This window comes from Azorhizobium sp. AG788 (assembly GCF_943371865.1).
GTDB lineage: Bacteria > Pseudomonadota > Alphaproteobacteria > Rhizobiales > Xanthobacteraceae > Azorhizobium.
This window is the reverse complement of record NZ_CALRWL010000038.1, coordinates 1-24,785: the sequence shown is the minus strand read 5'-3', so window position 1 is coordinate 24,785 and position 24,785 is coordinate 1. Positions and strand designations below refer to the sequence as shown.

Annotated in this window: 21 protein-coding genes; 10 read left to right on the top strand and 11 right to left on the bottom strand. The window is 68.6% G+C overall.

All coding sequences use genetic code 11. The annotated features are described in order from the left end of the window. Positions 1 to 78: 78 nt before the first annotated feature. A complete protein-coding gene (locus AAG816_RS19455; protein ID WP_341991329.1) occupies positions 79 to 1,398 on the bottom strand; it encodes a T3SS effector HopA1 family protein in 1,320 nt (439 codons plus the stop codon). Between the two features lie 218 nt (positions 1,399 to 1,616). After that, positions 1,617 to 2,942 carry a hypothetical protein gene (locus AAG816_RS19450; RefSeq protein ID WP_341991328.1) on the bottom strand — a complete coding sequence of 442 codons (1,326 nt, stop codon included), beginning with the start codon at positions 2,940 to 2,942 and terminating at the stop codon, positions 1,617 to 1,619. 315 nt (positions 2,943 to 3,257) lie between these two features. Here AAG816_RS19450 and AAG816_RS19445 point away from each other — a divergent pair, with 315 nt between their 5' ends. After that, positions 3,258 to 3,800, top strand: a complete 543-nt coding sequence (locus tag AAG816_RS19445; RefSeq protein WP_341991365.1) for an AAA family ATPase — start codon at positions 3,258 to 3,260, stop codon at positions 3,798 to 3,800. An 18-nt stretch (positions 3,801 to 3,818) separates the two neighbouring features. Here AAG816_RS19445 and AAG816_RS19440 read toward each other — a convergent pair whose 3' ends face one another. Then, positions 3,819 to 5,351 (bottom strand): YifB family Mg chelatase-like AAA ATPase, encoded by a 1,533-nt coding sequence (locus tag AAG816_RS19440; RefSeq protein ID WP_341991327.1) that lies wholly within the window; start codon positions 5,349 to 5,351, stop codon positions 3,819 to 3,821. A 168-nt stretch (positions 5,352 to 5,519) separates the two neighbouring features. Here AAG816_RS19440 and AAG816_RS19435 point away from each other — a divergent pair, with 168 nt between their 5' ends. After that, a complete protein-coding gene (locus tag AAG816_RS19435; protein ID WP_341991326.1) occupies positions 5,520 to 5,705 on the top strand; it encodes a hypothetical protein in 186 nt (61 codons plus the stop codon). Here AAG816_RS19435 and AAG816_RS19430 read toward each other — a convergent pair. After that, positions 5,696 to 6,037: a hypothetical protein gene (locus AAG816_RS19430; RefSeq protein WP_341991325.1), complete on the bottom strand. Its 342-nt coding sequence runs from the start codon at positions 6,035 to 6,037 to the stop codon at positions 5,696 to 5,698. The two genes, AAG816_RS19435 and AAG816_RS19430, sit on opposite strands and share 10 nt — an antisense overlap. Before the next feature lie 106 nt (positions 6,038 to 6,143). Then, entirely contained in the window at positions 6,144 to 6,962 is an 819-nt protein-coding gene (locus AAG816_RS19425) for a helix-turn-helix domain-containing protein (RefSeq protein ID WP_341991324.1), read from the bottom strand. 217 nt (positions 6,963 to 7,179) lie between these two features. On the opposite strand from AAG816_RS19425, the gene AAG816_RS19420 reads away from it, so the two are divergent. After that, the gene (locus tag AAG816_RS19420) at positions 7,180 to 7,980 is read left to right on the top strand and encodes a class I SAM-dependent methyltransferase (RefSeq protein ID WP_341991323.1); all 801 of its coding nucleotides are present in this window, start codon (positions 7,180 to 7,182) and stop codon (positions 7,978 to 7,980) included. 47 nt (positions 7,981 to 8,027) lie between these two features. Here AAG816_RS19420 and AAG816_RS19415 read toward each other — a convergent pair whose 3' ends face one another. From AAG816_RS19415 to rsmI, 4 genes are all read right to left on the bottom strand, one after another. Next, positions 8,028 to 8,342, bottom strand: a complete 315-nt coding sequence (locus tag AAG816_RS19415) for a polyhydroxyalkanoic acid system family protein (RefSeq protein ID WP_341991322.1) — start codon at positions 8,340 to 8,342, stop codon at positions 8,028 to 8,030. 91 nt (positions 8,343 to 8,433) lie between these two features. Further along, positions 8,434 to 9,375 carry a glutathione synthase gene (gene gshB, locus AAG816_RS19410; RefSeq protein WP_341991321.1) on the bottom strand — a complete coding sequence of 314 codons (942 nt, stop codon included), beginning with the start codon at positions 9,373 to 9,375 and terminating at the stop codon, positions 8,434 to 8,436. A gap of 105 nt (positions 9,376 to 9,480) precedes the next feature. Beyond that, positions 9,481 to 9,876, bottom strand: a complete 396-nt coding sequence (locus tag AAG816_RS19405) for a YraN family protein (RefSeq protein WP_341991320.1) — start codon at positions 9,874 to 9,876, stop codon at positions 9,481 to 9,483. Between the two features lie 16 nt (positions 9,877 to 9,892). Further along, a complete protein-coding gene (gene rsmI, locus AAG816_RS19400; protein ID WP_341991319.1) occupies positions 9,893 to 10,945 on the bottom strand; it encodes a 16S rRNA (cytidine(1402)-2'-O)-methyltransferase in 1,053 nt (350 codons plus the stop codon). A gap of 282 nt (positions 10,946 to 11,227) precedes the next feature. Here rsmI and AAG816_RS19395 point away from each other — a divergent pair, with 282 nt between their 5' ends. The 5 genes from AAG816_RS19395 to AAG816_RS19375 all read left to right on the top strand — a co-directional run bounded on the left by AAG816_RS19395 (position 11,228) and on the right by AAG816_RS19375 (position 18,278). Next, on the top strand, positions 11,228 to 12,442 hold the full coding sequence (locus AAG816_RS19395; RefSeq protein WP_341991318.1) for a penicillin-binding protein activator: 1,215 nt from the start codon (positions 11,228 to 11,230) through the stop codon (positions 12,440 to 12,442). 169 nt (positions 12,443 to 12,611) lie between these two features. Beyond that, entirely contained in the window at positions 12,612 to 13,202 is a 591-nt protein-coding gene (locus tag AAG816_RS19390; RefSeq protein ID WP_341991317.1) for a hypothetical protein, read from the top strand. A gap of 290 nt (positions 13,203 to 13,492) precedes the next feature. Next, positions 13,493 to 15,829 (top strand): UvrD-helicase domain-containing protein, encoded by a 2,337-nt coding sequence (locus AAG816_RS19385; RefSeq protein WP_341991364.1) that lies wholly within the window; start codon positions 13,493 to 13,495, stop codon positions 15,827 to 15,829. A 147-nt stretch (positions 15,830 to 15,976) separates the two neighbouring features. Beyond that, positions 15,977 to 17,230, top strand: a complete 1,254-nt coding sequence (locus AAG816_RS19380; protein WP_341991316.1) for a diguanylate cyclase — start codon at positions 15,977 to 15,979, stop codon at positions 17,228 to 17,230. A 130-nt stretch (positions 17,231 to 17,360) separates the two neighbouring features. Beyond that, a complete protein-coding gene (locus AAG816_RS19375) occupies positions 17,361 to 18,278 on the top strand; it encodes a 50S ribosomal protein L11 methyltransferase (protein ID WP_341991315.1) in 918 nt (305 codons plus the stop codon). 205 nt (positions 18,279 to 18,483) lie between these two features. On the opposite strand, the gene AAG816_RS19370 is transcribed toward AAG816_RS19375, so the two are convergent. Both AAG816_RS19370 and AAG816_RS19365 read right to left on the bottom strand, forming a co-directional pair. Beyond that, complete coding sequence (locus AAG816_RS19370; RefSeq protein WP_341991314.1) at positions 18,484 to 18,660, bottom strand: hypothetical protein; 177 nt, start codon at positions 18,658 to 18,660, stop codon at positions 18,484 to 18,486. Between the two features lie 186 nt (positions 18,661 to 18,846). Beyond that, positions 18,847 to 19,356, bottom strand: a complete 510-nt coding sequence (locus tag AAG816_RS19365; RefSeq protein ID WP_341991313.1) for a thioesterase family protein — start codon at positions 19,354 to 19,356, stop codon at positions 18,847 to 18,849. A gap of 217 nt (positions 19,357 to 19,573) precedes the next feature. Between AAG816_RS19365 and AAG816_RS19360 the strand changes: the two genes are divergently transcribed. Together AAG816_RS19360 and AAG816_RS19355 are read left to right on the top strand one after the other, a co-directional pair. Then, positions 19,574 to 20,980 carry an FAD-linked oxidase C-terminal domain-containing protein gene (locus AAG816_RS19360; RefSeq protein ID WP_341991312.1) on the top strand — a complete coding sequence of 469 codons (1,407 nt, stop codon included), beginning with the start codon at positions 19,574 to 19,576 and terminating at the stop codon, positions 20,978 to 20,980. A 120-nt stretch (positions 20,981 to 21,100) separates the two neighbouring features. Continuing rightward, positions 21,101 to 24,785, top strand: a 3,685-nt coding sequence (locus AAG816_RS19355; RefSeq protein ID WP_341991311.1) for an AsmA-like C-terminal region-containing protein, incomplete at its 3' end; no start/stop codon positions are given.

Below are 24,785 nucleotides of genomic sequence, written 5' to 3'. Positions count from 1 at the left end.
ACACCATGGGGCAGGCTTGGTTGACGGGGGATTAAGAGCGGGGCGCCGCGATGAGCGCGGCCTCGGGCCGGATCGCGTCTAGTCCCCCTGCAGCTGGGCCCTGTAGCTTTCGAACGCGATGGCGACCCATTTCAGGAACACGGTCTTGTTGGAGCGGTAGTCCCCGCGCACGAGGGCGTCGGTCTCCACCACCGCATGCATCTGCGTTAGCGCAGCGGCGATCAATTGCGCGCGGATGCTGCCATAGCTCTGGCGTTTCAATTCTCTCGGGTTGAAGTCGTAGATACGGGTTTCCCGATCTTGTTTGACGCTGAAGCCCAGATCCAGGGAACCGGGTTCGATGCCCTTGGCAATGCCGGCAGCAAGCTGGATGGTCATCTGCGGAACCGGATCCTTGCAGCGGAACGCCACCGCATGATGGATCAGATCATCGAGCAGGGTCTGAAGCCCACTCAGGCGGACATAGATGACGATCTTGTCGACCCGCGTATGAAATGTAAGGGGGCCGCCGATCTTGAATGAATGGATGCGGTGGGTCCCGGCCAAGTCCCAAAGGTGGTTGATGATATCCGGCGCGGCGGCGGCTTCGAAATTCAAGTAAATGCGCCAGAGCTTTTCGTTTTCTCGTCCATGCCCGGTTGTATAGTAAACAAAATCAGAGCCATAGTCGCCGTTGGTGACCATCTCTCCGCGGCGCGCGACCGGCAGTTCGATGTCGCTGTGCTGGAGGTAGTAGTATCTTGCCCCGGGTTCTCCCATGAGGGCAGGCAGCGCGGCGACCCAGGCCCGCATGTTGGTGATCCGCGGCTCGATATGGCCGCCGTAGAGGCCATAGATCCGGTTGGCCAATTGCGCGTAGGGGCGAACGTTGACGTCGTTCCCCAGGTCCGGGGCTTCCGCGGCGTCCAGCAGCTCGAACAGGGCCGCCCGCTGCTCCCAGACGATGTCCATGAAGGCGCGATCCAGCGGCCCCAGGACCGTGTCCGGGTCCATGTCCCGGTAGCGCGCCCGGGTCTGCTCGATCAGTGCGGACGGGACGAATTGCAGCACGTCCACCAGGGTCGCCTGCAACCGCGCCGATTTGTCCGGCTCGGTATATTGCCGGCGCAGGGACGCCAGGCCCTGGTAGGCGTTGCGCCGGTCCAGGATGGGCATGTTGTGCAAGGCGGCGGCCCGGAAGACGGCGACGATGGGGTCGTGAAAGGTCAGGTCATTGAGGACCGACTGTTTGGCGGCAGAGGAACTGGTCCAATTGTCCAGGGTGCGGAGCAGGGCGCGGGAGCCGAGCGAGAACCGCCCCGTGGTGGCGTTGAACTCTAACTTCACCGTGCCGGTCTGCCCGGTCAGCGACGCGAAAAACGCAATGTTGCGCTGATATTCGTCCGCGGCGGTGGGCATGGGGCGCTCCCTCGGATTCCGTTGGAGGCCCCCATGCCGGAGGTTGCGCCGCTTTGAGGGCCCCGGAGCAGTCTACGGTAAAAAATGCCCCGCCGCGAAGCTTGCGCAAAGAGGTGCGGCCGTAAATCAACGTCTGACAGCCACTTTAATTGTCAGCTATTCAATCCTGCTGCTGCTGTGGCCCGTCCAGACCTTGCCGCCGGCAACAAGAGGTCGCCTCAGCCCTCATAGCGCAGCACATGCAGGCCGGCGTTCCAGTCGCTGAGATAGACGATGCCGTCGCTCTGCACGTTCACGTCGCAGCTCTGCGGTGCCAAGGCATTGCCGGGTCGGGGATCGAGGATGCGGGTGGGGGCGGGCGGCACGAAGCTCGCCACCTCGCGCGGCGCAAAGGCGTTGCGGATGTCGAACACCCGCAGGCCGGCATTGTGATAGGTGGCGAAGATCAGCTCCTCGCTCTGGAAGGTCTCGGGGCGGTTCTCATGCAGATTGTGCGGGCCGAAATTCTCGCCGGGGCGGCAGAATTGCTGGTCGGTGGGGGTGGGCAAGGTGGCGATGGACACCGGATTGGCCGGTGAGCGCACGTCATAGATCCAGGTGTAGCTGAGGCCCTTGGAACAATTGAAGCCGGAGCTTTCATCCAGGATCACCGCCAGCTTGCGCCCCGGCAGGGGCAAAGGCGTGTGGGTGCCGCCGGGAAACGGCGGGGCGGTGTTCACATGGGAGATGAGCTTGGGCTTGGTCTTGTCGGTGAGGTCCAGCAAGGTGGTGCCGCCGTCGCGCCAGGCCGCATAGCCGGTATCGCCCGCCACGATCATATGGTGCAAGGCGACGCGCTTGCCACTCCAGGACGGGGTCTCGCCGCCCTCCTTCCACATGCCCGGGATCCACCATTTGCCGACGATCTCCGGCTTGGCGGGGTCCTGGATGTCGGCGATCACCAGGATATGGTCGGTGAAGCCATCCATATGGGCGGAGAGATAGGCATAGCGCCCGCCCGCATACCACAGGCGGTTGATGCCGATGCCGGGGATATTGAGGAAGCCGATCTCGCGCGGCTCTGCCGGCTTGGAGATGTCGTAGATCTTCAGTCCGGCGGCGAAATCCGCCTTGCCGGCCATGCTGCCGCCGAACGACTGCTGGTAATAGGACAGGCCGGGATTGTACTTGCCGATGGTGGGAATGTCGGCGCCGCAGGCCAGCAGCATCAGGTCGCCGTTGGTTTGCAGATGGTGGGTGCGGGTGTTGGCCGGCGCCGCCACGAACTTGAGCGGCGTCGGCTTAGCGGGATTGGCCACGTCCATGACGGTGAAGCCGTTGGAGAACATGTGCCCCACATAGAGCACGTTGCGGCTGACCATCACCTGCACCCCGTCCGGGCGCCCGCCCTGGTCACTATAGGCCAGATGGGTCAGCTTTCCGGCCATGGGCAAGGTGCCTTTGGGCGTATCCGGCGACGCCGCGCGCGCCAGCGGCGCACGGGCGAGAGACGGAAGGGCAGCACCGGCAAGGCCGGCCAGACAGGCGCGACGGGACAGAAGCATGCAAGATCCCCCTCTTGTGCGCGCCAAACGGCGCGAAACCCCACCGGCGGGGAAGATAGCGGGGTCGGGGGGCGCGACAGAAGTCCCTTTAGGCGTTGTCCCGCGTCCTCGCGCCCGTGCCGCGAATGCCCGAAGCGGGCGCGGGCGGAAAAAAGCGCTGCGGTCGGGGTCCGTCCCGGAGCGATGCAAGCCTCGCTCCTGCAATCTCTGGCTATCTGCCCGCCGGATTTGCGCAACGACAACGGCGGTTCGTGTCCATTCGATCGGGCAACGGGCATGGGAACGGCCGTGAGGGGCGATGCGCGGGGGCCTATGATGCAACATAACCATCTGTTCGTGCTCACCGGCGGCCCCGGCTCGGGCAAGAGCGCGGTCATCGAGACCCTCCACGGGCTCGGCTGTGGCCGCACCCTGGAGGCGGGGCGGGGGGTGATCCAGGATCAGGTGGCCATCGGCGGCACCGCGCTGCCCTGGTCCGACCCCGCCGCCTTCGCGGAGCTGATGCTGAGCTGGGACATGCGCTCGCACCACGCCGCCTGCGCCGCCACCGGCCCGGTGTTCTGCGATCGCGGCGTGCTGGATGTGGTGGGCTATCTGCGGCTGATGGAGCTGCCGGTGCCGGATCACCTCGCCCGCGCCGCCGAGCGATTCCGCTACAACCGCACCGTGTTCATCGCCCCGCCCTGGCTGGATATTTTCCAGCCCGATGCGGAGCGCAAGCAGGATTTTGCCGAGGCGGTGCGCACCTTCAACGCCATGGCCGACACCTATCGCGCCTATGGCTACACCTTACTGGAACTGCCCCGCGCCACCGTCGAGGAACGGGCCAAGTTTATCCTGAACGCGGTGGGGAATTAGCCGGCAAACTTTAGCCGTCTACGCCGCCGCCCGCGGCTTGTCCGCCAGGGCGCGATAGGCGAGGGCTTCGGCCAGATGGCGGCGGCCCAGGGTTTCGGCGCCGTCCAGATCCGCCAAGGTGCGGGCCACCTTCAGCACCCGGTGATAGCCGCGCGCCGACAGCCGCATGGCGTCCGCCGCCTCGCGCAGCAGGGCCTGGCCGGCGGCATCGGGGCGGGCGACCGCATCCAATAATGGCCCGGTGGCCTCCGCATTGGTGGCGATGTCCGGGCGGTCCAGCGCCGCATAGCGCGCCCGTTGCAGATCGCGGGCGGCAGCCACCCGCGCCGCCACTTCGCGCGAGCCCTCGGCGGGGGCGGGCAGCACCAGATCGGCGGCGGTGACGGCAGGCACCTCCAGATGCAGGTCGATGCGGTCCAGGAACGGGCCGGACAGGCGGCCCACATATTCATCGGCGCAGCGCGGCCCGCGCTTGCAGGTGAAGCCCGCCTCCCCGGCCCGGCCGCAGCGGCACGGATTCATGGCGGCGATCAATTGGAAGCGGGCGGGATAGGTGACGCGGTGGTTGGCACGGGCGATCAGCACCTCGCCGCTTTCCAGCGGCTGGCGCAGGCTGTCCAGCACCTGGGGCGAGAATTCCGGCAATTCATCCAGGAACAGCACGCCCAAATGGGCGAGCGAGACCTCGCCGGGCTTGGCCTTCATGCCGCCGCCCACCATGGCGGCCATGGAGGCGGAATGGTGCGGGGCGCGGAACGGGCGGCGATCCACCAGCGCTCCGTCTTCGATGGCCCCGGCCACCGAGGCGATCATCGATACCGCCAGCATTTCCGAGGGCGCCAGCGGCGGCAGGATGGAGGGCAGGCGCTGCGCCAGCATGGATTTGCCCGAGCCGGGCGGCCCCACATAGAGCAAATTATGCCCGCCGGCGGCCGCCACCTCCAGCGCCCGCTTGGCGGTTTCCTGGCCGCGCACGTCGCGCAGATCCAGGCCCCCTTCGCGCGCCGCGCGGATGCGCGGATCGGGCCGCGCCAGCACCTGCCGGCCGGTGACATGATTGGCCAGTTGGATCAGCGAGCAGGGCGCCAGAATTTCCATGTCCGGGCTGGCCCAGGCCGCCTCGGCGCCGCAGGCGGCGGGGCAGATCAGACCATGGCCGCGGGCATTGGCGCCGATGGCGGCGGGGAGAACCCCGGAGACCGCGGCGATGGAGCCGTCGAGGCCCAGTTCCCCCACCACGGTGAAGCCGGCCAAGGCATCGGGCGGAATGGCACCGATGGCCGCCATCAGCCCCAAGGCGATGGGCAGATCATAATGGGAGCCTTCCTTGGGGAGATCGGCGGGGGCGAGATTGACGGTGATGCGCCGCGCCGGCAGGGCGAGGCCCGAGGCGATCAGCGCCGCGCGCACCCGCTCCTTGGCTTCCGTCACCGCCTTGTCCGGCAGGCCGACGATGGTGAAGGCGGGCAGGCCGGCGGCCACGTGCACCTGCACGTCCACGGGGCGGGCATCCACCCCCTCGAAGGCGACCGTTGCCACCCGCTGGATCACGCCCGCGCCCCCACGCCATCCCATCCCGCCTTACGGTACTGGAGGGCGAAAAGACGCACAAGAACGAATTAAGAACAGCGGTTGATGCCGCCTTTATGGGCCGGCCTTGCCTTCCCCATCGTCCCTTGATGCGGGTTGGGCGGATAAGGAGCGCGAAAGGCACGTCCCATGACCTATGTTTCGCCCGCTTCCTTCACCGCTTATCTGTTCCGCCGCGCGGCGCGCGCGGTGCCGCCCGCCGCCGTGCGCGCGCCCGGCCCGGTGGCGCGAATGCTGATCAAGGTGGCGGTGTTTGCGCCGCTGCTGGTGGGCGCCTTCGCGCTGCGCTATGCGGCGATGGTGTTTCAGCCCTGAGCGGCGCGGGGGTTCATGGCCATGGCCCGCCCGGCGAAGTCATCGGCCAGGAACGGGGGCTGCTTGTAGAAGCCGGCCAGCCAGCTGGCCAGCAGGCAGAATTCTTCCAGCTTCACCAGTTCGTCGAGGGAATCGTCCGGGAAGTGGATCTCGAACGCCTCGGCGACGATTTCCATCACCTGTTCGATCTGCTCGGCATCCAGCCCCAGATCCTTGTCGATGGCGGCGTGGCGGGTGAGCTGCTCTTCCGGAATCCCATATTCGTCGCGGATCAGTTTGACGATCCAGCGGAACATGTTCATCCAGTTCTTGACCTCTTCGGAGCCGCGCATTCCGTTCCCCGGGCCTGATCATCTTCGCGTGCCCGACACAGGGCTTGCGGTCAAATATCAGACGAACCTTGACTTCAGCTTGCATCCTCGGCGCCGTCCGCATTTTTTAGCTCGTCCTGGTGGCGGTATCAATATCCTCCTGGGGCGTCAGGACCACCAGCTTCAGGCGGTCGCCGGGCGCGGGCGTGAGGGTGACCTGTTCGAAGCGCCGCACCGCCCCCGCCGCATCCACAAAGCTGCGGCTTCCCCCTTCCCGGCCCAGCACGGCCTGCGCCTCCCAGAATCGCGCGAACAGCGCCGATCCCGCCCTCAGTTCGGCCACGAGGACGGCCAGCGCCGGTTCCGTGATGTGGCGCGAGGTGTCGGCGCGGAACTCCCCCAGAACCCGGCGCGCCCGGTCCTCATGGTCGGGAATGAGGGCGGCGGCGGCGGGATTGAGGAAGATGAAGCGCAGCAGATTGGCATCGTCCGCGCCGTCCAGCCAGCCGCGAAACAGCGCCGCCGCCGGCGGGTTCCAGACGCGGGCATTCCAGGTGCCGTCCAGCAGATAGGCGGGAAACGGCAGCGCTTCGATCATCCGCGTCAGCGGGGCCAGCGCCTCCGGGGTGTCGGCGTCCGGCGGGGTGGGGTCGCGGCGGTCGGCCAGTTCGAACAGATAGGCCCGCTCGGCGGGGGCCAGCGCCAGGGCGCGCGCCAGCCGCCCGATGGCCGCGGCGGACAATGAGACGTCGCGCCCCTGTTCGATCCAGCTGTACCAGGTGACGCTGAGGCCGGCGATCTGCGCCATCTCCTCCCGGCGCAGGCCGGGGGTGCGGCGGCGGCGCAGATCGGTGAAACCGAAGGCGGCGGGGTCCATGCGCTCGCGATGGGCGCGGACGAACGCTGCCAGGGCCTGGCGGCGGGTGGGATCAGGCACGGCGATCATGGGAGAAAATATACCAGGATAAACTTAGCTCTGGCACCGGTTTAACAGGCTTCTAAACCGGAGATCCCGCTGCGGCGGCGCGGCGGGTGCTTCCGGGCCCGGCCGTCCGCCGCGCGACCCGTCTGGACGCCGGTTGCGGACGGGTGCATTGCGGTTCGAACGCCAGCCCGATGGCCGCCCGCTCAGCGGGGCCGGCCCCTTCAAGGAAAATGCCATCATGACCACCCCCACGCCGTCCGCCGCCGTCATCCCCGCCAGCGGGCATGACGGCTTGGTTTCGGCCCAGTTCAGCCCCCGCGCCGAGGCCTATGTCACCAGCATCGTCCACGCCCAGGGCGCGGATCTGGAGGCGCTGGCGGCGGCGCTCACCGGCCAGTCCGCGGCGCGGGTGCTGGATCTGGGCTGCGGCGGCGGGCATGTGAGCTTCACCGCCGCGCCCCATGTGGCCGGCGTGGTGGCCTATGATCTGTCGGAACGCATGCTGGAGGCGGTGCGCCGCGAAGCGGGCGTGCGGGGACTGGGCAATATCGAGACGCTGCAGGGCGTGGCGGAAAAACTGCCATTCCCCGATGCCAGCTTCGATTTCGTGGTCTCGCGCTACAGCGCCCATCATTGGGGCGATCTGGCGGCGGGGGTCGCGGAGGCGCGCCGGGTGCTGAAGCCCGGCGGCCGCGCCATCTTCATGGATGTGGTGGCGCCCAAGGGCGCGCTGCTGGACAGCTTCCTGCAGACCATCGAGATGCTGCGCGATCCGTCCCATGTGCGCGACTATTCAGTGGCGCAATGGACCGAGACCGCACGGGCCGCCGGCTTTGCTCCGGTGGGGCCGGTGGTGGAGCGGCGGCTGCGGCTGGAATACGCCTCCTGGATCGCCCGGATCAACACGCCGGAGGTGCTGTCCGCGGCGATCCGCGCGCTTCAGCTGGGCGCCTCGCAGGATGTGCTGGCGCATTTCGAGGTGCAGCCCGACGGCACCTTCACCCTCGATACCGCGGACATGACCTTCGTGCCGGTCTGACCGCGCGGGCCTGATCCCATCAGGCCCTCTTACCGGCAGAGACCGCTCTACTTCTTCTCCAGGAGCAGGTTGCCCTGCTTCTGGATCATGTCCTTGATCTTGGTGGCGGCGATGTGGAGCAGATAGGGCAGCTCCACCGCCAGGTGCACCGCGTCTTCGGCCACGTCGATCTGGCCGGAGGCCTGCTGGCCCATGGTGGCGATGCGGAATTCCAGCCGCTCGTTGATCCAGGTCTCTTCCATGATGGTGACCTGGCCGGAGAACTTCTCCCGCAGCATGCCGGCGCCGCCCTGGATGCGGCGCACCGCCTCCTCCTTGCCGAGCTTGTGGGGGATGGAGACGGTCAAGGGCGCTGGCGCCATGGTTCTCATTCCTGCTTGCGTGCGCTGAGGCGCGATCATCGTGGGGGTATAACCCGGTGCGGCGCCGTTGGGTCCGCGGCGCCGCGCCGGCTCAGGCGCGCTTGGCCTCGATGCTGTCCCAGATCTGGGCGGCGATGTCCGGGCCGCCCAGGCGCTTGATGGCGCGCAGGCCGGTGGGCGAGGTGACGTTGATCTCGGTGAGATTGCCGTCGATCACGTCGATGCCCACGAACAGCAGGCCGCGCTCGCGCAGGGCCGGGCCGATGCGGAAGCAGATTTCCTTCTCGCGGTCGGTGAGGTCGGTGGGCTTGGCGGCGCCGCCGCGCACCATGTTGGAGCGCAGATCGCCCTCGCTGGGCACCCGGTTCACCGCGCCGGCGGCTTCGCCATCCACCAGGATGATGCGCTTGTCGCCATGCTTCACCGCAGGCAGGAAGCGCTGGATCATCCAGGGTTCGCGGAAGGTGACGGAGAACAAATCGAACAGCGAGCCGAAATTGAGATCGCCCTCCGCCAGCCGGAACACCGCCGCGCCGCCATTGCCGTACAGCGGCTTCATGACCACGTCCTTGAACTCGGCGCGGAACGCCTTGATCTCGTCCAGGTCGCGGGAGATCAGCGTGGGCGGCATCAGATCGGGGAAGTCGGTGACGAAGATCTTCTCCGGCGCGTTGCGCACATGGCCGGGGTCGTTCACCACCAGGGTGTGGGGGTGGATGCGCTCCAGCAGATGGGTGCTGGTGACATAGGCCATGTCGAACGGCGGATCCTGGCGCAGCAGGACCACGTCATAGTCCTTCAGCGCCACCCGGCGCTTTTCCCCCAGGTGGAAATGCTTGCCGGCCTCGTCCGCCACGGTGAGCGGCTCGACGGTGGCGAACACCTGGCCGTCGCGCATGGCGAGGCGGTCGGGGGTGTAATGCACCAAGGTGTGGCCGCGCCGCTGGGCTTCCAGCAGCAAGGCGAAGGTGGAGTCACCCGCAATATTGATGTGGGCGATGTGGTCCATCTGGACCGCGACCTGAAGGCTCATGGCAAGCTCCGGCGATCGCCCGGACAGGCGAGGTTCCCGTGATGATAGGGGCATATCTATAGGCGCGCGCGCCGCACCGCCAGACCGCCGCGCCGGGGGCGCGCGTCACGCCTCCAGTTCGAACGCGCCTTCCAGATGCTCGCACGCCCCGTCCAGGGTCAGCAGGATGGCGTCGAACCGCATGTCCAGGGCCATTAGCTCCGGCCGCGTGGCCAGATAGGCTTCGGCGGCGGCGGCGATGCGGCGGCGCTGGCGCGGCAGCAGGCTTTCCGCCGCCTGCGCCAAGTCGCCGCGCAATTTCACCTCGCAGAACACCAGCAGATCGCCGCGGCGCGCCACCAGATCCAGTTCGCCCGCTTTGGTGCGCAGGCGGCGCTCCAGGATGGTGAAGCCCTTCGCCTCCAGCTCAGCCGCGGCCCGCTGCTCCGCCACCACGCCGCGGGCATGGGCCGCCTGCTTGCGGCGGCGGGCGGGGGTGTCGGCGGGCGGGGGCCGGGCCATGCGCGCTTCTTCAGCGCTAGTCGGTTTCCCCCGCGTCGCGGGGCGGGGCGCCGTCGCCCTGGGTCAGGGCCAAGGCACGGGCATAGACCTCGCGCTTGGGGCGGCCGGTGGCGGCGGTGACGGCGGCCACCGCATCCTTCAGCGAATGATCGCCCAGCACGCGGGCCAGCGCCGCGTCCACATCATCGTCGGCGGCGGGGGCCTCCAGCGGCGGGCCGATCACCAGCACGATCTCGCCGCGCGGGGCGCCGGCCTGCTCATAATGCGCCGCCAGCTCCGGCAGGAGGCCGCGCCGCACCTCCTCATGGGCCTTGGTCAGTTCGCGGCACACCGCCGCCGGGCGCGGCCCGAGGCCGGCGGCCAGATCCTTGAGGCTGTCTGCCAGCCGCGGCCCGGTCTCATACAGCACCAAGGTGGAGGGCAGGCGGGACAGTTCGGCGATGCGGTTGCGGCGCTGGCCGGGCTTGGGCGGCAGGAAGCCGTCGAACAGGAAGCGGTCGGTGGGCAGGCCGGCGGTGACCAGCGCCGCCAGCAGCGCCGAGGCGCCGGGCACCGGATGGATGCGGATGCCGGCGGCGGCGGCTTCCACCACCAATTTGTAGCCGGGATCGGAGACCAAAGGCGTGCCGGCGTCGGACACCAGAGCGATGGCCTCGCCCAGCGCCAGCTTGGCCAGCAATTTGGGGCGCATGGAGGCGCCGTTATGGTCGTGATAGGCCACCAGATGGGTGGTGATGCCGTAGCGCTCGGTCAGCCGCCGGCTCATGCGGGTGTCTTCGCAGGCGATGATGGTGGCGCCCGCCAGGGTTTCCAGCGCCCGCACCGTGATGTCGCCCAGATTGCCGATGGGGGTGGCCACCACATGCAGGCCCGCTTCCAGCCGCCGGGCCGGTACGCGCACGCCGGCCAGGGTGAAGGCCGGCGTTCCCGGCGCGGCGGGGCCGTCCGGCAGCGCGCCGTCCAGCTCCTCCACGGGGAGATCCTCCATGGGAAGGTCCTCCAGGGGGAGGTCCTCCATGGGCAGGTCTTGGGCGTCGCTGGGGGCGGGGGCGAGGGTGTCTCGGATCATGCCGCCAGCATAAAGCGGGACGGGCCGCGATGACAGTCGCCGCCGTGCGAACGCATCCCGCAGCGTTTTCCCGCCGGCTGCTACCGATATCGTGAGGAGGCGTAAAGCGCGGTCGCGCGTTATCCAATTGCGCACATCGGTGCGGAACGGGGTGACAGGACGCGCGATTGTGGAGATAGAGTGGCATTTCCGCACCGGGAAGCGGCCTCCGCCCGTTGACCGTGCGTCGCAAAGTCTGTCCTGGGCGTCCCCGGCCGGGGCGTGGGGTTCGAGGAGATAGTGGTGATCGATCGCGTTCTGCCTCCGGGTGTCTCCCGTCGCGCCCTCTTGACCTCGGGTCTGAAGCTGGCCGGTTCGGTCTCCGCCGCCTCTGTGCTGGCAGCTTGTGCCGGCGGCGACGCGCCCATGGTCACGAACAATCCGCAGGCGGCGCCCACGCCGCCGGTCACCGGCGGGCCGCTGCCCAATGGCGGAGCGGTGGTGGCGCTGATCCTGCCGCTGGGCGCGCAGGGCAATGCCGCGCTGGCCGGCCAGGCGATGAAGAATGCCGCCGAACTGGCCATGAGCGAAATGGGCCAGCCGCCGATCCAGCTCCTCATCAAGGACGATGCCGGCACCACCCAGGGCGCCCGCACCGCCGCGGAGGCCGCCATCAACGAAGGCGCCCGGATCATTCTCGGGCCGCTGTTCGCCCATGCGGTGGGCGCCGCGGCGCAGGTGGCCCGGCCGCGCGGCGTGCCCATCGTCGCGTTTTCCACAGATACCAATGTGGCCGGCAACGGGGTCTATCTGCTGAGCTTCCTGCCGCAGACCGACGTGGAGCGGATCATCCGCTTCACCGCCAGCCAGGGCAAACGCTCGTTCGCGGCGCTGCTGCCGGAAAATGCCTATGGCACCGTGGTGCAGGGGGCGTTCCAGCAGACCGTCTCGGAAGTGGGCGGCCGGGTGACGGCCCTGGAGCGCTACACCCCGGCGCGGCTGGCGGATTCGGTGAAAAGGGTGGCGGATGTGGCGGCGCAGACCGACGCCATCTTCATTCCCGACACCGCCGACAGCGTCGCCAATGTGGTGCAGCAACTGACCACCGCCGGCGTCGACCTCAAGCGCATCCGCCTGCTGGGCACCGGCCTGTGGGACGAGCAGCGCCTGTTCAGCGTGCCGCAGATGGAGGGCGCGCAGTTCGCCGCCCCTGATTCGGCCGGCTGGCGGTCCTTCACCGCCCGCTACAAGGCCCGCTATGGCACCGATCCGGTGCGGACCGCGACGCTGGCCTTCGACGCGGTCTCGCTGGTGGGCGCCATCGTGCGCACCCAGGGCGCGGAAGGGCTGAGCGCCACCACTTTGACCAATCCCTCGGGCTTTACCGGCGTGGATGGCGCCTTCCGCCTGAAGATGGACGGCACCAATGAACGGGCCCTGGCGGTGATGGAGATCCGCGGGGGGACCACAACGGTGGTGAGCCCGCCGCCGCGCAGCTTCTCCAGCGTCTCGCTCTGAGGCGATCGATCCGGCGGAGGCAAAGCTTGGTTTGGCGGCAAAATCCGCTATAGGGTCGCGCGCAGCCACGGCGCCGGACGAGGGCGAGGGTGCGAACCGTTCGCGGTTTCACCCACGCGCCGATGCGGCTCGATGGTGTGATGCGGGTCAGAAGAAGGAAGATCGGTCCATGAAAGTGATTGCACCTTTGGCGGGCCTGATCCTGGCCGCGTCCGGCTTCGCGGCCCTCGCGCAGACGGCGACCCCGGCCCCGAGCACGGCTCCCACCATGCAGGCGCCCGCCGCCGCAGAGGCCAAGCCCGAGATCCACATCGCCCGTCCGGTGGAGATGATGCTGACGCAGCAGGCGGCGTCCCTGAGCTTCGACGGCAAGGTGCTGACCCTCACCGGCGTCTCGCCCACTGCCGCTTTCGCCATTGATCGCCCCGAGCGCATCAACGGCACCATGAATACCGAGCAGTTCGTGAAGATGTGGAACGCCACGGTCTCGTTGATGAAGAACGATCCGCCGAACGTCTCGGTCACCACGCTGGGCCCGGTGCCCACCCAGGCGATCGTCGAACTGGGCGCGGCCACCCTTTCCGGCACCACGCTGTCGTTCAATGCCGTGGTGCTGGACGGCCTGCTGCCGCCCAATGGCCAGCTGGTGGGCCTGACCACCGCCCCCACCGTGTTCCGCCCCATGCGCGAGGTGAAGGGTTTCCTGAAGTGCTGGTGGAGCCCCTATTGGACCCAGCGGGTGTGCCGCGCCGATTGGTGAGCCCCCTCTGACCGCAATCCAGACGAAACGGCGCCGCTTCGGCGCCGTTTCCACATGCGCAAAGCTGTGCATGGCGCCGCACCCCTCGCAATCCGGCCCTTGCGGTGCCATTTTGTTCTCACAACAGAATCGCGTAGGCGAGAACGAGACGGCGATTGCCCCACTCCCATGACCAGAACGGTGCCGACCCGCACGACGATCCCTTCGGCGGGGAGCGCCGCGATGTGACCGCGCGGGACAGCCACGGGCGCGACAGCGGTGTGGAGCGTCCGGCCCTGCGCCCCGGCGGCATCGCCGAGCGGGCGCGGGCGGGCGGGGCACCGGCGCGGCCGGCCTCCTATCTCAACGGGCTGAACCCCGAGCAGCGCGATGCGGTGGAAAGCATCGACGGGCCGCTGCTGGTGCTGGCCGGCGCCGGCACCGGCAAGACCCGCGTGCTCACCGCCCGCGTGGCTCATATCCTGTCCCAAGGCCGGGCTTACCCGTCACAGATCCTGGTGGTGACCTTCACCAACAAGGCGGCGCGGGAGATGAAGGAACGCATCCATTCCATGGTGGGGGATGCGGTGGAGGGCATGCCGTGGCTGGGCACCTTCCATTCCATCGGCGTGCGCATTCTGCGCCGGCATTATGAACTGGTGGGCCTGCGCAGCGGCTTCACCATTCTCGACACTGACGACCAGATCCGCCTGCTCAAGCAATTGATCGCGGCAGAGAATATCGACGAGAAGCGCTGGCCGGCGCGGATGCTGGCCTCCGCCATCGACGGCTGGAAGAATCGCGGCCTGTCGCCCGAGAACGTCTCGCCCGGCGAGGGCGCCGCCTTCGCCCATGGCCGCGGCCAGATGCTCTATGCCGCCTATCAGGCGCGGTTGAAGGCGCTGAATGCGGTGGATTTCGGCGATCTGCTGCTGGAGGGCATCCGCCTGTTCCGCGAGCATCCCGACGTGCTGGCGGACTATCACAAGCGCTTCAAATATCTGCTGGTGGACGAGTATCAGGACACCAATGTCGCGCAATATCTGTGGCTGCGGCTGCTGGCGCAGGGCTCCAAGAATGTCTGCTGCGTGGGCGATGACGACCAGTCCATCTATGGCTGGCGCGGCGCCGAAGTGGACAACATCCTGCGCTTCGAGAGCGATTTCCCCGGCGCCAAGGTGATCCGCCTGGAGCGCAATTACCGCTCCACCGGCCATATCCTGGCGGCGGCCTCGCACATCATCGCCTTTAATGAGGGGCGGTTGGGCAAGACGCTGTTCTCCGATGGCGAGACCGGCGAGAAGGTCGCCGTCACCGGCTCCTGGGACAGCGGCGAGGAAGCCCGCGCCATCGGCGATGAGATAGAGGCGCTGCAGCGCTCCGGCCATGCGTTGTCGCAAGTGGCGATCCTGGTGCGGGCCTCGTTCCAGATGCGCGAGTTCGAGGATCGCTTCGTCACTTTGGGGCTGAACTACCGGGTGATCGGCGGCCCGCGCTTCTATGAGCGGGCAGAAATCCGCGATGCCCTGGCCTATCTGCGCTGCGTCATGTCCACCGCCGATGACCTGGCGTTCGAGCGCATCGTCAATGTGCCCAAACGGGGCCTCGGCGATGTGGCGGTCAAGCAGATCCGCGACGTGGCCCGCGCGTCGGGCGTGCCGTTGCAGGAGGCGGCCCGGCTGTTGGCGGAAAGCGAGGAACTGAAGCCCAAGTTGCGCGCCACCTTGCGCGGCCTGGTGCAGTCGTTCGACCGCTGGCGCGAGCAGGCCGGCCATACCAAGCATTCCGAACTGGCCGAGATCGTGCTCGACGAGAGCGGCTATACGGACATGTGGCAGAAGGACCGCTCCGCCGAGGCCACCGGCCGGCTGGAAAACCTCAAGGAACTGGTCCGCTCCATGGAGCAGTTCGAGAATTTGCAGGGCTTCCTGGAGCACATTTCCCTGGTGATGGACGTGGACAATGGCGCCGCCGAGGACGCGGTGCAGATCATGACCCTGCATTCCGCCAAGGGGCTGGAGTTCGACACCGTGTTCCTGCCCGGCTGGGAGGAGGGACTGTTTCCCCACCAGCGCGCCCTGGACGAGCAGGGCAAGGCGGGCCTGGAGGAAGAGCGGCGCCTCGCTTATGTGGGCATCACCCGCGCCCGGCTGAGCGCGCGGATCTATTTCGCCTCCAACCGGCGCATCCACGGCATGTGGAATTCCACCGTGCCGAGCCGCTTCCTGGACGAACTGCCCGACGCCCATGTGGAGGTGCAGGAATCCAAGGGCGGTTTTGGCTGGGGCGGGTCCGGTGGCGGGGCGTATGGCGCCAGCCGGTTCGAGAAGACCGAGCCTTTCACCTCCACTTACGCAACGCCAGGCTGGCAGCGGGCGCAGACGGCGCGGGCTGCCAGCAGCGACCCGTCGTCGCGGGGCGGATATGGTGCCGGCAAAGGATCGGGGCGCGGTGGCCCGCTGGTGATCGAGGGCACGTTGCTGGCCTCATCCATCGGCGGCGAATCGGCGTTCACTGCGGGTGAACGGATTTTCCATATCAAGTTCGGATATGGCGAGATCACGGGCATCGACGGCAACAAGCTGACGGTCCAGTTCGACAAGGCCGGCGAGAAGCGCGTGCTGGAAAGCTTCGTCGAAAAGGTGTGAGCGGTCCGCCTGCTACCTGCCGGTGCGGACGCCTCAGGGATTGCACGCACACCTGTTGCGCGCCGCAGCAAGTCGGTATCATGGCCGCAGGCCGTCGCTTCCTGCGCCGGTGTTCTCTGCGCTCAGCGCCAGACTGCTCCCGCTTCCATGTATTTGAATAATTTTCTGCTGATCCTCGGTGAGATGGCGATCTATTTCGGCGCCATGCTCGCCTTGTTCCGGGCACGTCACCTGATCGGCATCGGGGCGTTTTTCTGCGCGCTGGGCGCCACCCATTTTCTGGAAGCCTATCTCTCGGTGGCCTTTTATGTGCGGCTGCCGTTCGGGCTGGCGCTGTCGCCCGGTTCGGCGGTGCTGTTCTCCGGCAAGCTCGCCTTGCTGCTGCTCACCTATATCCGCGAGGATGCCCCGATGGCGCGGCAGCCCCTGTACGGCATGCTGCTGGGCAATTTCATCATCATCCTGCTGGTGGCGCTGTTGGCCATGGACCATGTGCGGCTGCCGCTGCCGCGAACCCTGGACGTGGCTTTCCTCGGCAAGTTCGCCGCGCTGATGGTGTGGGGCAGCTTGCTGCTGTTTCTGGAATGCCTGGTGATGTTCGCGCTCTATGAGCGGCTGTCGCGGCGGTTTCACTGCGGCTTATGGTTGTCGGTGTCACTGACGCTGCTGCTGGGACTGACCATCGACCAGATCGCCTATTTCACCGCGTTGCATCTGACCTTCGGCATCCCCTTTTCGGCGGGCATCGGCGGATGGGTTGGAAAGCTGCTGGCCGCGGTGATCTATGGCGGGGTCATCACCTGGTATCTCACCCGCGTCGAGGCGCTGCCGGCGGGCCGGGGGCGCAGCCTGCGCGAGGTCTGGAATGCCATGCGCCTGCACCGCGCGCCCGCGGCGCCCAAGGTTGCGGGCCGCTATGACCCCATGACCGGCGCCCTGCATGCCGACCAGTTCGCGCCGGTGTGCGCGCACCTCCTGTCCATCACCGCGCTGACCGGCCGGCCCATGAGCTTGCTGCTGATGCGGGTCGATGGGATCGAAGCCATGCGCGTCGGCCCCCCGCCCTTGGGCAATGGCCATCTGATGCGGCTGATCGGCGAGGCGATCGGCGAGGGCCTGCGCACCGGCGACTATGTGGTGCGCACCAACGACCATACCTTCGCGGTGCTGACTCCGGGCGCCGCCCACCAGGCCGGCATGCAGGTGGCGTCGATGTTGCGGGCGCGGGTGGAGGCATTGGGCCTGGCCCGGGACGGGGTGTCCCACACCTTGTGCATCGGGGTGGCGACCACGCCGCAGGATGCGCAGAGCGTGCCGGACCTGGTCCAGATCGCCGAACAGCGCCTGAGCAGCGCGCGGCAAGCGGGGGCCAACCGGGTGGTGGGCATGTTCGCGGGCTGATCGCGCGTTGCCGGAATACGTCGCCCACGCCGCCAGAGACCGGCAAAAGCGCCTTTCCCCTCCCGGTGCTCGTGATCGCGCTGGCACTTGCGCGCCTAGTCTGGCACTCCAGGCGCCTGTGGATTGCATTGTGATCGAGGACCGAATGCTGGAAGGACTGCCGCCCAACGACGCCACCCATGTGATGCGTCTCAGCGCCCCCGAGCGGGAGGCGCGCCGCGTGGCGGACTTCCTGGGCGAGAATTTCGATCCCGCCGAAGTGGCGGTGGCCAATTTCGAGCAGCCGGACGGCAGCTGGGCCATCGAGCTTTATGCCGGCGAAGCCTTCGACCCCGATCGCCTGCGCGAACTGGTGCGGATTGCCGCCGGCGACGAAATGGCGGACCAGATCAGCTTCCATTCCATCGACAAGACCGATTGGGTGGCCGCCAGCCTGGAGGGACTTGCCCCGGTGCGGGTCGGCCCGTTCGTGGTCCATGGCAGCCATGACCGCGCCCGCGTGCCGGTCAATGCCATCGGCATCGAGATCGAGGCGGCGCTGGCGTTCGGCACCGGCCATCACGGCACCACGCAAGGGTGCCTCGCCGCCATTGCCGACATGGCCAAGATCGGCCGCCCGCGGCGGATCCTGGATGTGGGGACGGGGACCGGCGTCCTGGCCATTGCGGCGGCGCGGCAGTTCCGCCGCCCGGTGGTGGCCAGCGATCTGGATGGGGTGGCGGTGCGCACGGCGCTGGAGAATGCCGCGGCGAACAAGGCAAAGGGCTTCGTCACCATGCATCTGGCCGCCGGCGTGGATGCGGCGGTGATCCGGGCCTCGGCGCCCTATGATCTGATCCTGGCCAATATCCTGCTGCCGCCGCTGAAGCGGCTGGCGCGCCCAGTGCGCCCGTTGCTGGCGCCGGGGGGATGGCTGGTGCTGTCGGGATTGCTGCCGTCGCACGCCAATGCGGCTTTGGCCGCCTATCGGGCGCAGGGGCTGAAGCTGGTGCGTCGCCGGGACATCGAAGGCTGGACCAGCCTGATTCTCTCGGACAAGACCGCTTAGGGGTTAGGGCTTAGGGAGGACTGCCGACGCCGCGCGGGTGCGGGCCCGTCGGCGGCTCGGGACTGCATCTGCGGGGATGCGGTTCCAGTGTCGCCCCCGCCCGGTGCCGAAAGGCGGGGCGGGGTTCGCGACCGGCAGTCTATGACAAGTGTCGGGCCCTGAGGCCGCGCATCCGCTTGCCGTTGCAGCGCGCCTGTGCGGACGCTCAGAGCAGCGGATAGCGACCGGTGCGCTGCACATACTTGAGCACTTCGCGCTCGGCCTGCTCGGTGCGGGCGGCGATGATGGCGTCCAGAACGCGGGCGAAGAAGCCCTTCTTCGGCTCGGCAGTGGCCGAGGACATCGGCGAAAACTTCGGGGACGTATAGCTTACGGCGCTCATGACGAGGCCCTCTCGCAGTAGCGACGTCCAGAACGGGCGTCTGATGCACTGCAAGGTACGCCTTGTTGCGCCGCAGCAGAATTGATAGGTCAGCATGCCTGACCTGCACCAAACGCAGACATGCCCGCCGGTTAGGCAGGCATGTGGTTAGCGAAGCATGAACAAGGCTTCGCGCGCCGCCCGCCGTCAGCAGCGGCTCATCATCCCGACGCTGCGCCCCATTCCGTCCGGTGAGGGCAGTGCAGCATGAACCGAGCGCATGACCGCGATCCGCTCCAGCACGTCGTCCGGAATGGGGCTGGCGCGGCGGCTGGCCAGGTCCACGTGCAGGGCGATCTGTTCCGACGTGGCGGCAACCCAGCCCTCGGTGCCGTGATGCAGCGTCTCGAACAGATGCAAGCGCTTGTCGTCATAATCCACCAGCCGCAGCGTCACCCGGACCGGTGCGCCGAGGGGCAGTTCGCGCACATAACGGGTGTGGGTCTCGACGGTGAAGAAGGAGGAGCCGCGGTGCGGCGCGGCCAGTGGTCCCAGCCCCAGCAACGACAGGGCCTCATCGAAGGCCCGGTCAAACATCAAGCCGTAGGAGGCCACATTCAGGTGGCCATTATAGTCGGTCCAGTCCCGCTCCACCGCCATCGCCGAAGAGACGAAGGGGGCAAAGAACACGGGTTCATAGTCCATTCGGTCCAGCATGGAGACCTCCTGTTCCGGAAGGTGCTCGTCCGACAATCAGTGTGCCGATGCGAACGGCATTGGTCACTGCCGAAATGGCGTAAGATTGTCTCCAATGCGGATTTGAAGTGCAGCAATGAGGGTTGCAGAACAATATCCGCGAGGCGTTTGCAGGAGCCGTGCGGCTAGCTACACTCGCCCCCGACAGCGATCTTTCTGAGATGTTAAGGAATTCTAAATGCTTGGTGCAGTTGCGACGCCGCCATTTGCCAGCGTCGAAGGTCGGGCAGATGCCCTTGCGGAACTCACCGCCCATTTTGGTAACAAGGTCGTGATGTCGTTGGCCGTGCGGGAGCAGCACGCCAATGTGACTACCTTCTTACCGAACGAGCCGCCGGATGCGGTGGTCTTCGTGGACAGCATTGCCGACGTGCAGGCCGCGGTGCGGATTTGTGCCGCCCATAAGGTGCCGGTGATCGCCTGGGGCGCGGGTACGTCCCTGGAGGGCCATGTGAATGCGCCCTACGGCGGAGTGTGCATCGATCTGTCCGGCATGAACCGCATTCTGGCGGTGCATGCGGAAGACCTGGACTGCGTGATCGAGCCGGGCGTGACCCGCAAGCGCCTGAATGAGGAATTGCGCGACCAGGGCCTGTTCTTCCCCATCGATCCCGGCGCCGACGCCTCGTTGGGCGGCATGGCCTCCACCCGCGCCTCCGGCACCAATGCGGTGCGCTACGGCACCATGAAGGACAATGTGCTGGCGCTGAAGGTGGTGATGCCCGACGGCAAGCTCATCACCACCTCGCGGCGGGCGCGCAAATCCTCCGCCGGCTATGACCTCACCCGTCTGTTCGTGGGCGCCGAGGGCACGCTGGGCATCATCGTCGAGATCACGCTGAAGCTCTATGGCATTCCCGAATCCATCGTCGCCGGGGTCTGCCCGTTCCCGACCATTTCGGACGCCTGCAATGCGGTGATCGCCACCATCCAGTCCGGCATTCCGGTGGCCCGCATCGAACTGCTGGACGAGGTGCAGGTCCGCGCCTCCAACGCTTATGCCAAGCTGGATCTGCCCGAGACGCCGCATTTGTTCCTGGAATTCCACGGCACGCCCGCCGGCGCCGCCGAGCAGGCGGAGCGGTTCGGTGAGATCGCCACCGACAATGGCGGCGGGCCGTTCACCTGGGCCGGCAAGGCCGAGGACCGCACCAAGCTGTGGCAGGCGCGGCATGATGCCTATTGGTCGGCCCTGCCCCTGCGCCCCGGCGCCAAGGCGGTGGCGACCGATGTGTGCGTGCCGATCTCGCGGCTGGCGGAATGCGTGGAGGCCACCAAGGCCGACATCGTGGAGATGGGACTCGTCGCCCCCATCGTCGGCCATGTGGGCGACGGGAACTTCCACACCACCTTGATGGTGGACGTGGCCGACGCAGCCGACGTGGCCAAGGCCGAACTGTTCATGAAGCGCCTGGTGGAGCGGGCGCTGGCCATGGAAGGCACCTGCACCGGCGAGCACGGGGTGGGGGAAGGCAAGAAGAAATATCTGCTGGCGGAGCATGGAGCCGGTACGCTGGAGGCCATGCGCGCCCTGAAGCAGGCGTTCGATCCCGATAACATCATGAATCCGGGCAAGATCGTTTAAGGATGCGCGGGAGGCGCGGGTTCCCTAGCGGGAGTTCGCGCCGCCCAGCCGCGCGGAAGCCGTTGTCACAGTCCGGACGCTTCCGCCGGGCATATGCGAACATGAAATGAGGGCAGGCGCGTGCAAGCCATTTTGATCGGCCTTGCCACAGCGGTCATTCTCACCATCAGCGCCGCGTTCGCCGCGCCGTTCGTGGTGGATTGGACCGCCTGGCGGGGCGTGTTCGAGGCGCAGGCCAGCCGCGTCCTCGGCGCGCCGGTGCTGATCCGCGGCCGCATCGACGCGGAACTCCTGCCGGTGCCCCGGGTGGTGCTGCGCACCGTCTTGCTGGGCAGTGACGACGTGGCCAGCGGCGGCGCCGTGCGCGAGCTGCGCGCCGACCTGTCCTTGGGCGCGCTGGTGCGCGGCGAGGTGGAGGCCACCAGCCTCACCTTGTCCTGGCCGCAGCTGCGGCTGGTGCTGGATAGCACCGGGCGCATGGTCACCCCCACCGGCGCCGGGGCGACCGCTGGTTTCAGCATCGGCCAGATCAGTATCGAGCACGGCGAGCTGGCCATTCTCGACCGGGGGGCCGACCGCACGGTGCAACTCACCGACCTGACCCTCAAGGGCGAGGCCCGCTCCAGCCTGGGGCCGTTCCGGCTCGATGGCGAAGTCACCACCGGCGGCGAGCGCTATGCGGTGCGCACCAGCCTCGGCCGCCTGGGCGAGGATGGCGGGAAGCTGCGGGTGATCGCCGACGGCCGCACCCGGCCGTTCGGCATCGACCTGGACGGCCTCCTGCGGCTGTCCAACGGTACGCCGCGGTTTGACGGCAAGGGTACCTTCGTGCGCAAGGGCGAAGCCCTCGGCACCGAGGCCTGGCGCCTGTCCGCCGCCATCCGCGCCTCTCCCGAGGCGGTGGTGGCGGAATCCCTCGACCTGACCATGGGCGAGGATACCCGCCCGGTGCAATTGTCGGGCTCGGCGCGGCTGTCGCTGGGGCGGGCGGTGGGGCTCGACGCGGTGCTCAATGCCCGCAGCCTGGATCTGGATGCCCTGCGCCCCGCCGGCCCCGGCGGGCCGCAATCGCCCACCGAGGCCCTGGCCGGGCTGGTGGCCACCTTCGCCGCCCTGCCGGCCCCCGACGTCACCTCGCGCATCGGCATCGCCGTGGATCAGTTGACCGTGGGCGGCACCGTGATCCGCGACGCCCGCGCCGACCTCACCGGCACCGCCCAGGGTTGGCGCATGGACACCGCCGAGGCCAAGCTCCCCGGCCAGACCGGGGTCCGCCTGTCCGGCGTGCCGGCCCGCAGCAGCGACGGCGGCGGCTTCGGCGGCGACCTTTTGTTCACCTCCGACGAGCCCGCCACCTTCCTGCGCTGGGCTGTGCCCCGGCTGGCCCCGGACTATGTGGCCGCGGTGAAGGGGCCGGTGCGCATTTCCGCGCGCATTTCCGCCAGTGCCAGCCGCTATGCCGCCAGTGCGCTCGACGCCACCTTCGGCCGGGCCCGCCTGCGCGGCAGCGCGGCGCTGGCCCTGCCGGTGATCGGCGTGCCGCGCATCGATCTGCAACTGGCGCTGGACGGGGTGGACCTCGATCCGCTGGTGGCGGCGGGCCGCCGTGGCCTGCTGGGCGCCGCGACCCCATTTGACGGCGCCATCACCCTGGACGGGCAGAACCTCACCTTGTCGGGCCTGCCGTTGCGCGGCCTCGCCGTGACGGCGCAGGCCAGCGGCCAGGCCTGGACCCTGTCGCGGTTCGGCCTGGATGATCTGGCCGGGCTGAAGATCACCGGCTCTGGCGCGTTCGACACCCGCACCACCACTCCCACCGGCCGGCTCGACCTGACGGTGGCCGGTGCCAAGGCGGATGGCCTGGTGCCCATGGCCCGGCTGGTGGCGGGCCCGGAGACCGCCGACGCCATCACCCGCCTGCTGCCGGTGGCCTCGCCGGTGCAACTCACCAGTTCCGCCACCTGGGGCGAGACTGGGGCGCACAGCCTCACCGCCGAGGGTACGCTGGGGCAGATTTCCGGCCGCGCCGCCTTTGCCCGCACCGATGGTGCCGCCCCGAGCCGGGTCGCCCTGGCCCTGGTGGCCAGCGATGGCGCGCGGGCGCTGGAGGCCGCCGGCCTGCCGGGGCTGCGCGCCGGGCTCGGCCCCGCCAAGCTCGATCTCACCATCGATCCCCGCAGCGACGGCACCGCCGCCTTCGATGGCCGTCTGGCCCTGGGCGACGCGGTGGCCAGCGGCACCGGCACCGTGCGCCTGTCCACCGACGGCACGGTGCTGCCCAGTCTCGACATGCGCCTGGAGGGCACCGATCTGCCGCGGCTGCTGGCCGCCTCCGGCGCCACCGACGGCGCGGTGTCCGGCGCCTTGACCTTCACCTTGTCGCGCAACGCCGGCCTGTGGCGGTTCGAGAAGCTGGCCGGCGCCCTGGCCGGCGCGCCGGTGGCGGGCGCCCTGGATCTCGATCCCGGCACCCCGCCGAAAGTCAGCGGCCGGCTGGAACTGGACAGCCTCTCGCTGCCGCGGCTGATCGGCCTGTGGGGCGCGCGCAGCACCGGGGCGGATGTGGGCGCGGGCCCCTGGTCCGGTGCCCGGTTTGCGGTGGCGCTGCCGGTTCCTGCCGCCTTCACGGTGGATCTGGCGGCCAAGAAGGTGGATCTGGGCGGGCCTTATGCGGTGACGGACGGTCGTGCCCGCGTGGTCGCCGACAGCAACAGCCTGGAGGTGCGCGATCTCGCCGGCACGCTGGGCACCGGCCATCTGGGGGGCAATCTGGCCCTGCGGCGCCGGGGCGACGGGCTTCAGGCCGATGGCCGGCTTACGCTGGAGGCGGTGGACAGCGCCCTGCTGCTGGCGCCATTGGCGCCCCGCATGCCGCCGCGCGGCCGCGTCACCCTGGCCCTCGATCTGGTGGGCAGCGGGCGCACGCCCTTGGCCATCCTTCAGGCCATGTCCGGCCAGGGGACATTGGCGGTGCGCGATCTGGAGATTCCCGCCGCCGATCCCAAGGCCATCGAGACCGTCTTGGCGGACACCATCACCGGCGCGCCGCCCGATGAGCGCCGCACCGCAGCTTTGCTGGACCGGGCGTTTTCGCGGGGGCCGCTGCGGCTGGAGAGCGCGGAGACCACGTTCGGCGTGGTCAATGGCGTGGCGCGGCTGTCACCGGCGCGGGTGTCCGCGTCCGGGGTGCGGGTGGCGCTGACCGGCAATCTGGATCTGGCCCGCCTGATGGTGGAAGCCGGGCTGGACATGGACGGCGCGGATGTGGCCGGCGCCGTTCCCGGTGGCAGCATCAACTGGCGCGGGCCGCTGGCCGCCCCGGACCGCCGGGTGACGGCGGCGGCCCTGACCAGCGTGATCGCCATGCGGGCCATCGAGCGGGAGACCAAGCGGCTGGAAGAGCGCCAGGGCCTGGGGGCGGTCCCTGCGGCGACGCCAGCGGCTCCGGCCAGCGTGGCGACACCTCCGGTCGCGCCGGTCGGTTCGCCGCCGCCACCGGCCGCGGCGCCAGTCGCACCGAGCGGGGCGCCGAATCCAACGGTTGCCCCGGCTCCGGCTCCCACTGCGGCTCCCGCATCCACCGTGCCCTCGGTTCCAAGCGCGCCGCCAACCGCAAGCCCGCCGACCGTCGCCAGCCCGGCGCCGGCCGCCAATCCCGCGCTCGGCTCCGGCGGCGCGGTTGCGCCCGTGGCGCCGGTTCCGGCGGCACAGACCCCGGCCACCATGCCGGCGGTGCCTTTGCCGCAGCCGGCCCCGCCCGGCCCACGGGAGCCCCGTTCCGCCGAGCCGCGTCCTCAAGAGCCCC